14 protein-coding genes are annotated in these 10,339 nt (G+C 58.0%); 5 read left to right on the forward strand and 9 right to left on the reverse strand.

Going from position 1 to position 10,339, the window contains the following annotated elements; all coding sequences use genetic code 11:
• Positions 1-12 precede the first annotated feature (12 nt).
• Positions 13-1,062 (forward strand): ferrochelatase, encoded by a 1,050-nt coding sequence (gene hemH / locus SJY13_RS13720; RefSeq protein ID WP_377191494.1) that lies wholly within the window; start codon positions 13-15, stop codon positions 1,060-1,062.
• A 76-nt stretch (positions 1,063-1,138) separates the two neighbouring features.
• Here the strand turns inward: hemH and SJY13_RS13725 are convergent, their stop codons facing one another.
• A complete protein-coding gene (locus SJY13_RS13725) occupies positions 1,139-1,321 on the reverse strand; it encodes a hypothetical protein (RefSeq protein WP_085823694.1) in 183 nt (60 codons plus the stop codon).
• Between the two features lie 140 nt (positions 1,322-1,461).
• A complete protein-coding gene (locus SJY13_RS13730; RefSeq protein WP_377191496.1) occupies positions 1,462-2,061 on the reverse strand; it encodes a L,D-transpeptidase in 600 nt (199 codons plus the stop codon).
• A 169-nt stretch (positions 2,062-2,230) separates the two neighbouring features.
• On the opposite strand from SJY13_RS13730, the gene SJY13_RS13735 reads away from it, so the two are divergent.
• Positions 2,231-2,746, forward strand: a complete 516-nt coding sequence (locus SJY13_RS13735; protein WP_377191498.1) for a CAP domain-containing protein — start codon at positions 2,231-2,233, stop codon at positions 2,744-2,746.
• 75 nt (positions 2,747-2,821) lie between these two features.
• Here the strand turns inward: SJY13_RS13735 and SJY13_RS13740 are convergent, their stop codons facing one another.
• The 7 genes from SJY13_RS13740 to SJY13_RS13770 form a co-directional block, all read right to left on the reverse strand.
• Complete coding sequence (locus tag SJY13_RS13740; protein ID WP_085823573.1) at positions 2,822-3,286, reverse strand: PTS sugar transporter subunit IIA; 465 nt, start codon at positions 3,284-3,286, stop codon at positions 2,822-2,824.
• A gap of 62 nt (positions 3,287-3,348) precedes the next feature.
• Positions 3,349-3,912: a ribosome hibernation-promoting factor, HPF/YfiA family gene (gene hpf, locus SJY13_RS13745; RefSeq protein WP_085823572.1), complete on the reverse strand. Its 564-nt coding sequence runs from the start codon at positions 3,910-3,912 to the stop codon at positions 3,349-3,351.
• 252 nt (positions 3,913-4,164) lie between these two features.
• Entirely contained in the window at positions 4,165-4,923 is a 759-nt protein-coding gene (gene lptB, locus SJY13_RS13750) for an LPS export ABC transporter ATP-binding protein (RefSeq protein WP_085823571.1), read from the reverse strand.
• Entirely contained in the window at positions 4,923-5,336 is a 414-nt protein-coding gene (locus tag SJY13_RS13755; RefSeq protein WP_377191500.1) for an LptA/OstA family protein, read from the reverse strand. Before SJY13_RS13755 ends, lptB begins: the two co-directional genes overlap by 1 nt.
• A gap of 81 nt (positions 5,337-5,417) precedes the next feature.
• Complete coding sequence (gene lptC / locus SJY13_RS13760) at positions 5,418-6,017, reverse strand: LPS export ABC transporter periplasmic protein LptC (protein WP_377191502.1); 600 nt, start codon at positions 6,015-6,017, stop codon at positions 5,418-5,420.
• A gap of 15 nt (positions 6,018-6,032) precedes the next feature.
• A complete protein-coding gene (locus SJY13_RS13765; protein WP_377191504.1) occupies positions 6,033-7,001 on the reverse strand; it encodes a KpsF/GutQ family sugar-phosphate isomerase in 969 nt (322 codons plus the stop codon).
• Positions 6,998-7,612 (reverse strand): ribonuclease D, encoded by a 615-nt coding sequence (locus tag SJY13_RS13770; protein WP_377191505.1) that lies wholly within the window; start codon positions 7,610-7,612, stop codon positions 6,998-7,000. Before SJY13_RS13770 ends, SJY13_RS13765 begins: the two co-directional genes overlap by 4 nt.
• Positions 7,613-7,823: 211 nt before the next feature.
• Between SJY13_RS13770 and SJY13_RS13775 the strand changes: the two genes are divergently transcribed.
• The 3 genes from SJY13_RS13775 (at position 7,824) to SJY13_RS13785 (ending at position 10,289) form a co-directional block, all read left to right on the forward strand.
• A complete protein-coding gene (locus SJY13_RS13775; RefSeq protein ID WP_377191507.1) occupies positions 7,824-9,056 on the forward strand; it encodes an MFS transporter in 1,233 nt (410 codons plus the stop codon).
• 35 nt (positions 9,057-9,091) lie between these two features.
• A complete protein-coding gene (locus SJY13_RS13780; RefSeq protein WP_085823565.1) occupies positions 9,092-9,520 on the forward strand; it encodes an Lrp/AsnC family transcriptional regulator in 429 nt (142 codons plus the stop codon).
• Positions 9,521-9,593: 73 nt separating this feature from the next.
• Positions 9,594-10,289, forward strand: coding sequence for a lytic transglycosylase domain-containing protein (locus tag SJY13_RS13785; protein ID WP_377191509.1), 696 nt, complete (start codon positions 9,594-9,596; stop codon positions 10,287-10,289).
• The last annotated feature ends 50 nt before the right edge of the window (positions 10,290-10,339 follow it).

Here is a 10,339-nt window from a genome sequence, read left to right on the forward strand (position 1 = left end):
AGGAAGTGAAACATGTTTGACGCCACTCGCCCCGATCACGCACCGGCCGACCACCCCGAGGTCAAAATGGGCCGTGTTGGCATCCTGCTGGCCAATCTGGGAACACCGGACGATTACAGCTATTGGCCGATGCGTCGCTATCTGAATGAGTTTCTGTCAGACCAGCGGGTGATCGACTACCCCAAGTGGAAATGGCAACCGATTCTGCAGGGGATCATCCTGACTAAACGGCCCTTCAGCTCGGGCGAGGCGTACAAGTCGATCTGGAACCATGACAAGGGCGAAAGCCCGCTGATGACAATCACCAAGGACCAGACCGCCAAGATGCGTGATGCGATGCAGGCCCGCTATGGCGATCAGGTGATGGTGGATTTCTGCATGCGCTATGGCAATCCGTCGACCAAATCCAAAGTACAGGAAATGGTGGCCGCGGGTTGCAATCGCATCCTCTTCTTCCCGCTGTATCCGCAATATGCGGGCGCCACGACCGCCACCGCCAACGATCAGTTCTTTCGCGCCCTGATGGATGAAACCTGGCAACCGGCCAGCCGTACCGTACCCGCCTATTTCGACGAGCCAGCCTATATCGACGGGCTGGCAGGGTCGGTTGAAAGAGCCTATGCAGCGATGGAGACGAAGCCCGACATCCTTGTTTGCTCGTATCACGGTATGCCACTGCGTTATCTGCAGCAGGGTGATCCCTATCACTGCCAATGCGCGAAAACGAGCCGACTGCTGAAAGAACGGCTGGGTTGGTCGGACGAGCAACTGGTTTCCACCTTCCAATCGCGATTCGGACCCGAGGAATGGCTGCAACCGTATACGGTCGAACATGTGGCCGAGTTGGCGCGCCAGGGTAAGAAGAACATCGCCGTCATTGCACCGGCTTTTTCCGCCGATTGCATCGAAACGCTGGAAGAGATCAACGAAGAGATCAAGGAAAGCTTCGAAGAGGCCGGTGGCGAGAGTTTTACCTATATCCCCTGCCTGAACGACGATGATTCGCATATCGCGGCGCTGGGCAAGGTGATCGAAGATAATCTGAAAGGGTGGCTGGACTGACCGGCCCGCTACAATCAGGCATGAAAAAAGGCGGTGGAGCGATCCACCGCCTTTTCTCTAGTTGATGCTTGTCGAATTAGCTTGCTGCAACAGCAGCGGCAACTACGACCAGCAGGATCAGCGGCAGGAGGATACCCTGCGACGAACCCTGTGTTTCTTCAACTACAACCGGTGCCTCAACAATCGGCTCTTCCAGGTTGCCGGCATAAGCCGTCGATGCAGCAGCAGTCAGAGCCGCGGCGAGAACGAGTTTCTTCATATTAACCTCCAGAATTTGCGCGGCTCCGAATAGTGAAACCGCACACCCAAGACTTACCTCGTGCTTTTTTTCTAACCAGCTATCTGACTGGAATGCAATTGCAACTTGCGCCGCAAGCAGGTTCGTGCGCGAAAATGTCGTCAAATAAGCAACACTTGCGTGCCGACCTTCGCCATCGAGAACAGCTCGGCGATATCGTCGTTGAACAGACCGATACAGCCGTTTGAAGATCTGCGCCCGATCTTGCGCGTATCATGGGTCCCATGGATTCGGTAATACTTCCAGCTCAGATACAAAGCATGTGTTCCCAATGGGTTATCAGGACCTGCCGGAATATGATCCGGCCATTCCGGATTTCGCTTTTTCATTGACGGGGTCGGCGACCAACTTGGGCCTTCGACTTTGCGGATCACACTGGTGCGACCGCGACGTGTCAGCTCTTCGGTCAGGGGAACTGATGACGGATAGAGTTTGTACACGGTTTGATCATCTGACCAATAATGCAGCGCGCGTGACACGGTATCGACCAGAATGGCCCCGTTATTGGTGTTCGAGAAGTAGGGCTGCCAGTCCAGCGCCCGGAACCCCGAAATATTGCGGCGCACCTGTGGTTCTGCCTCGGGCGCGGGGCGCAGCGGATCGCCCGGCGTATACTGGGCGATAGCGGGCGAAGCCAGCAAAGCCGACGCCCCGGCCATGAAACCACGGCGGGTTGAAAAGCGAATGTGTTTTTTGACCATGTCGAACGGTCCTTTGCTAAGGCTGAACTAAAAATCTGGCCCATATTATTGCCAGAATGCTTCAGTCGCAAATCAAACCGGCAGAATCACGCAAAACAACGCCATTGTCCGTTTGCTCAAGGCGTCTGGTCGCGCTATGCCCTAGGATAGCACAATAATCAGGTCAATCATGACGCGTATCCTTTCTTTTCTGTTCGTTTGCCTTGTCGCGCTGAGCGCATGTACCACTAGCAGCACCCCAACCTATGGGTCGGATGGCCAGCCCTTGCCCTCGGTCTACAAAATCCGGGGCAACCCCGAAAAGCTCCAATTCCGCATGCTTGATTCGGTCAACGCATTGCGACAGGCGCAAGGTCTGCAATCTGTGCAGTTGAATTCACAGCTGAACGCAGCCGCGGCCACGCATTCCAAGGACATGGCCCGCCAGAACCGTCCCTGGCACTTTGGCTCGGACGGGTCGTCGCCATTGGATCGCGCGCAGCGCGTTGGGTATTTCGGCACCTACCTGGGTGAAGCGATTGCAGAAACCTACGAGACTGAGACTGAAACACTGGCCGCCTGGATGCAGGAACCCGGCCCCCGGTCGGTAATTATGGACTCGAAAGCCACACAGATGGGGTTTGCCTGGCATCAGGAAAGTGGCGGCAAAATCTGGTGGACGCTGGAAATGGGATCCGGCGGCTGATCTTCACCCCCCTAAATGAATAAAGCTCCCGATCTTCGGGAGCTTTTTTATTTGCCAATTTGGATTCTGCGGGGATTAAGCCGCTTGCATCGACTGCGCTTCGGTCAATATGGCATACAGTTTGACCGGATCGGGGTTGGCGCGAAGCTTTACGCACACGGATGTGTCGCGCAGGGTGCGGGACACCAGCGCCAAGGCTTTCAGGTGATCCACTCCTGCTTCTTCCGGGGCAAACAGCGCAAACGCAATATCGACCGGCTGCCGGTCGACCGAGCCAAAATCGATCGGCTTTTCCAGCATCACGAACACGCCGGACACTGTTGACAGCTCTGCCATACGGGCGTGCGGCAGGGCTACTCCGTGGCCAACGCCGGTTGGCCCCAGGCTTTCGCGTTCCAGCAGGCCATCAACAACAATCTGTGCGTCCAGGGCCAGTGCCGCCTCAGCGACATCAGCTATTTCCTGAAACAACCGCTTCTTGCTGGAAGCGGCGGATAATACACGTACTGCTTCGGGCTTCAGTATGCTCGAAAGCTCCATGATCACGCTCCATGGCGAGGCCCCTGCAGGTAGCAGGGGCGTGCCTTTGCTATTCTTGCCTGTTACGGATCGATCCAGCCGATATTCCCGTCTTCACGACGATACACGACATTCAATCCGTCCTTGTTTTCATTCCGGAACACCAGCACCGGGGCACCAGCGAGTTCCATCTGCATAACGGCTTCACCAACACTCAACGATGGAATCTTGGTTTCCATCTCGGCCACAATCATCGGCTGCAAAGAGTCGGGTTCATCAGCCGATTCCGATTCGTCAGAGGCGAGGATATAAGAGGAAGCTCCAAAGAGTTCAACCGGCTCGGCGCGATCCTTGTGGTGGTCCTTCAGGCGGCGTTTGTACCGGCGCAATTGGGTTTCCATCTTGTCGCAGCAAGCCTCAAACGCTGCGTAGATTTCGATGGCATGCGCTTTGGCCTGCGCCGTCAGGCCGGTGGAAAGATGCACAGTGGTTTCGCATACATATTCATGCGCAGAACGGGAAAAGACGACATTGGCGTCGGTCGGACGCTGGGCATATTTGCCAACAACCTCGCCTAGCTCGGTCTGCACATGATTCTGTAGTGCTTCGCCAATGTCGATCTGTTTTCCGCTGATTTGGTAACGCATGTGATCTCCTTCACTATTCACACCCATTCTGACGTCATGCAATATGACGTAGTTGTTTTTATCGGGTGGGGGACATCGGCATATCTTGCGGTAACCGAAATGTACGCCCTTCAAAGAAGGAGCATCGTGATCCAGACGGGAACCGAAGAAATGCCATGACCCAATTGAGGCAAGAGACGGCGGGAGAGTCAATCAAAACAGGTGTGTATATACGTGATTTCCGCCATGCGCCCGGCGCATTTCCGCGCAAGCTCATGAAATCCTGAAATTTTCACCAAGATAGACACGGCGCACATTTTCATTTTCCACTACTTCATCCGGGGTGCCGGACATAAGCACCTGCCCGTCGTGCAGGATGTAGGCGCGGTCCACGATCTCTAGGGTTTCACGCACATTGTGATCGGTGATCAGAACGCCGATGCCGCGTTTTTTCAGGTCAGCGACAAGGTGGCGGATATCGCCCACGCTGATTGGGTCGACACCGGCAAATGGTTCGTCCAACAGCAGGTATTTCGGATCAGCTGCCAGACAGCGTGCGATCTCGACCCGGCGACGCTCACCGCCTGACAAGGCCAGCGCAGGTGCCCGGCGCAGGTGCTCAATCGAGAAATCCGACAGCAGTTCTTCCAGCCGCTCTTTGCGGCGGTGCGCGTGGCTGACGGTGATGTCCAGAACGGCCGAGATATTGTCTTCGACGCTCATGCCGCGAAAAATCGACATTTCTTGGGGCAAATACCCGATACCCAGTCGCGCACGGCGATACATCGGCAGCGTGGTTACCGTCTGCCCGTCAATCGTGACTGAGCCGGCCTCAGGGAATACCAGTCCGGCCACGGAATAGAACGTCGTGGTCTTGCCCGACCCGTTTGGCCCAAGAAGGGCTACAACCTCGGACCGGTCCAGCGTCATCGAGACGTCCCGGATCACTGTTTTCTTGCGATAGGATTTCCGCAGCTTTTCGATCCTGAGACCGGAGTTGCCCTCAGCCACGGTCAGACTTGGCCGTGCCATCAGTTTTGCCCTTGCTGCAGAATGGTTTTCACGTTGCCGATCATCGTCGCCGTGCCGGCGGTCAGGTCGGCATCCATCTGATCGCCAGTGATCGTGCTGGGTCCCTGTGTCAGCAGCACATTGCCCTTCATGACGATCACACCTGAATCGATGGTGTACTCTGCCCAATCGCCTTCGGCTGCATCGGGGGGGCTGATCAGGACCACATCCTCGGTCGCCTCCATCCGTTCAATGCCCGAGCGGTCTTCTTTGTAGATCACCAGCACACGTTCCGCCGTCAGGCGCATTTCGCCCTGAATGACGATCACATTGCCCAGAAACTCGGCCGAGCCGTCCTCCTGGTTGACGTTCAGTTTCTCCGAGGTCACCTCAACAGGTAGGCTGGGATCGGCTTTAACCGCTCCGAACGCCACCTGAGTCTCTTGCGCAGACGCAGAAACTGCACCGGCTAAAAGGGCACAACACACAAGGACAAAACGAAAATCGTACACAGGTTATCTTTCTGTTTTTTCAGGCTCGTATACCAGCTTCACGCCGTCTGTAAAAATAATATGGACCGGACCGTCTTTTTTTTCTGTGCCAAAGGTCATGCGCCCCGCAGTGAAATTGCCGATAATCCCGGTTCCGTTGACCTGACCGGGGGTATCGCCGCGTATTTCGTCCAATGAGGTGTTCAGCAAATCGGTGGTGATTTCGGTCCCGTCGGCAGAGGTGATGACCACGTCGCCGACAAATGTTGCGGTATTCTTGTCGGGGCGGATCAGGCCAGAATTGGAATCCAGCGTGATGACACCGCCGTCAGACAGGCCCAGACGGCCGCGAAATTCAGCCGCAGTGGGGATTGCCCCTTCGGTTCCCTGCGTGGCCCGGATCGCCTCGATCTGAACCTCTTCGCCTTTACGCGTGGTGCCGCGGTAGTTGGGCTGGGTCACCACCTGATCGGCCAATCGTTTGTCGATATCCTGCTGAGTGAAAGGAACAGTCACGTTGGTTTCGATACTGCGTGACAATAAAAACACGGTAGACAGCATCAAAATGGCCACCAGAGGCAGCACCACTTTGAAGAACTGAACCATGCGTGAGTGACCGTCCACCGCCCTGCCCCCTGTCTAACCCAGGCCGACGCGCAGGCAATCGTGGATGTGCAGCACCCCTTCAGGCTGAGCCTCTGCGCCGGGACCCACCACAAAAAGCGAGGTGATCTTGCGGTCATTCATGATCGAGACCGCCTCTTCCGCCAGGGCGTCCGGGCCGATTGTGGTTGGGTTTGCCGTCATCACCTGCCGGGTGGTCTTGTCCAAAAGCCCGTCCATATGGCGGCGCAGGTCACCATCGGTGATGATCCCGGCCAGTTGACCCTGTTCGTCGGTCACCCCCGCCACGCCAAAGCCCTTTTGGCTGATCTCGATCAATGCGTCGCTCATAGGGGTTTCCGCCGCCACCAACGGCAGGGCGGATCCGGTATGCATCAGATCGCGCACCGTGCTGAGCCGCGCACCCAGCTTGCCACCGGGGTGGAAGGCGCGGAAATCCTCGGGCTTGAAATCGCGATGTTTCATCAACGCAATCGCCAGCGCATCACCCATGGCCAGTGTCAGTGTGGTCGAGATCGACGGCACCATACCAAACCCGCAGGCCTCGCCCATGGACGGGATCAGCAGATGCACATCCGCCTGTGTCATCAGCGTGCTTTCCGGCTTGCTGGACAGGCCGATCAGCGGAATGCCAAAGCGGCGGGTAAAGGCCAGCATATTCACCAGTTCCGGTGCCTCGCCCGAGTTCGAGATCGCCAACACAACGTCACCTTTTGACACCATGCCCAGATCGCCATGGCTGGCCTCGGCCGGGTGCACGAAATAAGCGGGCGTGCCAGTGCTGGCCAACGTGGCGGCAATCTTGTGGCCGATATGGCCCGACTTACCGATGCCGCTAATGATAATCCGGCTAGGGGCCTGCAGGATCAGTTGCACCGCCTCGGCAAAGTGCTCATCCAAACTCTCGGCCAGCACGTCCAGCGCGCGGGCCTCGTCGGTGACAACCTGTCGGGCGGTTTTCAGGAATGCTTCGGTATCGGTCATGAGTGCGCAAAAATATCCGTTTCGGGCCAACCGGCAAGGTCCAGCTTCGCACGCATCGGCAGGAAATCAAAACAGGCCTGCGCCATCTCGGTCCGGCCTTCGCGGGCCAGACGCCCGTCCAGCGCGTCGCGCAGTTGGTGCAGGTACAAAACATCCGAGGCCGCATAATCCAGCTGTGCGGTGGTCAGTTTTTCAGCGCCCCAGTCGCTCATCTGCTGTTGCTTTGAGATATCGACGCCGATCAGTTCCTGACACAGGTTTTTCAACCCGTGGCGGTCGGTATAGGTGCGCACCAGACGGCTGGCGATTTTGGTGCAATAGACCGGTGCCGCCAGCGCGCCAAAGGCGTGATACATGGCGGCGATATCGAACCGGCCAAAATGGAACAGTTTCAGCACATCCGGATCTTCCAGCATGGCGCACAGATTCGGAGCCTTGGTCTGGCCGATCTCAACCTGCACAATATGGCTGTTGCCATCGCCCCCTGACATCTGGATCACGCACAGGCGGTCACGATGCGGGTTCAGCCCCATGGTTTCGCAGTCAATGGCCACAACAGGGCCCATATCCAACCCGTCCGGCAGGTCGTTTTGATAGAGATGGTTCGCCACGGGGGTCTTCCTTTATGCGATATCGCCCCCGAGATAGGAGGTTTGATCCGTAAACTCAACGCTATCAATAGAATGCGGCCAAGATGCGCGGATTTCTTGACCCCGAAGCCATTGACGGGACAATAGGAAATGCAGGCACCGCGCCGTAGGGTCACAGGATTGCCCCCGGTACAGAACCCGTGCCGGATTGGTCAAAGGAAACCCACACCGGATGCTGAGCGTTTTACAGAACCGCACGTATTGCCATTTGCTGGCGGCTCAGGTCGTGGCGCTGACTGGCACTGGCCTCGCCACGGTTGCGCTGGGACTGTTGGCCTATCAGCTAGCCGGAGACGCCGCTGGGCTGGTTCTGGGCACCGCGCTGACGATCAAGATGGTGGCTTATGTGATCATTGCGCCCATTGCGGCCGCACTGGCCGAGCGTGCCGACCGGCGTCGGATGCTGGTGGCGCTGGATGTGGTGCGCGCGTTGGTGGCAATGTGCCTGCCGTTTGTGACCGAGACCTGGCAGATCTATGCGCTGATCTTTGTGCTGCAATCTGCCTCTGCCGGATTTACCCCGGCGTTTCAGGCGACGATCCCGGACGTTCTGACCGACGAGCAGGATTATACCAAGGCACTGTCCCTGTCGCGGCTTGCCTACGACATGGAAAGCCTGCTCAGCCCGATGCTGGCCGCCGCACTTTTGCTGTTTGTCAGTTTTGACAACCTGTTTTGGGGCACCAGCCTGGGTTTTGTCGCCTCGGCCCTGCTTGTGGTGTCAGTGGCGCTGCCTTCACCCCAGTCCACAAAGCGTCGGGGCATCTATCAGCGCACTACCCGCGGTGTTCGCCTGTATCTGGCCACGCCGCGCCTGCGCGGGTTGCTGGCGCTCAGCTGGGCAGCGGCGGCGCTCAGCGCGATGGTCATCGTAAACACCGTGGTCATCGTGCGCACCGATCTGGGCCTTTCGGCAAGCGCAGTTGCCATTGCGCTGGCCGGGTTTGGTGGCGGTTCAATGCTGGCGGCCCTGATCCTGCCCCGCCTGTTGGGCAAGTACAAAGACCGGCGCGTTATGCTGAGTGGTGCGATCTTCGGCACCGCGTCCATGGCCATGTCGGCCACGGCCTTTGCGCTTACGTCGGTCTCACTGACCGGGCTGACATTGCTCTGGGCCTGTGTCGGGTTTGGCTATTCCGCAACGCTGACGCCTTCGGGCCGATTGCTGACCCGCTCGGCCCGCCCCGAGGATCGCCCTGCGGTTTTTGCAGCACAGTTTACTCTGTCCCATGCCTGCTGGCTGGTGCTTTATCCGCTGGCGGGCTGGATCCTGACACAAACCGGCACGGCGCAGACACTGGCCTGGATGACTTTGGCCGCCGTACCTGGCCTTGTCGCAGCGACGCTGATCGCGCCAGGCACTGACCACAAAACAGTTTCCAAAGAACATCCCGACATCTCTTGAGCCCCCGGGCCTGTCTGCTCTACACCTTGGCTACCATGGATCAATTAGACCGCCGTATCATCGCCGCCCTTCAACACAACGCCCGCGAGTCGACCTCGAAGATCGCGGCGAAACTGGGCGTGGCGCGCACAACCGTGCATGAGCGCATCCACCGGATGGAGGAACGCGGTGTGATCGCGGGGTATTCGGTGGTTCTGAGCAGCCCAGAAGATGCACCGCGCGTGCAGGTCGTTGTTCTGCTGGAAGTGCAGCAAAAGGAAACAACGCGCATCATCAAACGGCTCGAGGCCTATCCGGAGGTCAAGCTGTGCCTGTCGATCAATGGTGAGTTCGACCTGCTGCTGTCAGCCGAGGCCCCCAGGATCGAGGATCTGGATATTCTGGTCGACGAGCTGGCCAAGGTCCCCGGCGTGCTGCGCACCAATACAAGCGTGGTGTTTGGTCGGCGGATTGATCGAATCTGAACCGCCGCTAACCCTCTGTAAACCCAACTGCCCCTAGCGTGGCCGGGACTGATCAGAACCCCGGACCGGCAGAATGCCACATCGCACGATCTTTGGAATGACATTCCTTGCGCTGCTGAATGCGCAACAGGGCTTCGCCATGCCCGACGCCCGCGTGGTGAGTATTTGCGACGCAGCCGCGCAACACGCCGCTTCGGCCGAGGGCGTTCCGCTGAATGTATTGCGCGCGATTGCGCGGGTGGAAACCGGGCGCGCCCGTGACGGGCGTCTGGAACCCTGGCCCTGGACAATCAATGTCGAAGGGCAGGGATATTGGTTCACCTCAGAGTTCGAGGCAAAAAACTATGTCTTCAACATCTTCAAAGCGGGCAAACGCAGCTTTGATATCGGCTGCTTTCAGATCAATTACCGCTGGCATGGCAAGGCGTTTCGATCCATCGACGCCATGTTCGACCCAGACGAGAACGCGACCTATGCCGCCCGGTTTCTGACCGAGCTGTATGCGGAACTGGGATCGTGGCCTGCTGCCGTGGGCGCCTATCATTCCCGCACCCCTGAACTGGCCCACGCCTATTCCGGCCGGTTTCAGGCTGTGCTGGCCCAGCTGGACCATAATCTACTTGCTGCGACCCAGCCTATGACCCGCGATCCGTTCACTGCGGCCTCTACACCTCTGATCCCGGTCATCGCCCCGCTCACCGGCACCAGTGTGTTGGGGTCGCTGGTTCCGCCCGCGGGCGCGGCCACCGCCTTTATCTCGTTCAACTAGGAGCTCTGCGTGCCCAAGATTGACGCCCGTTCCCTTTTCTCTCCTACTGT

The sequence above is a fragment of the Ruegeria meonggei genome (assembly GCF_042768335.1).
GTDB lineage: Bacteria > Pseudomonadota > Alphaproteobacteria > Rhodobacterales > Rhodobacteraceae > Ruegeria > Ruegeria meonggei.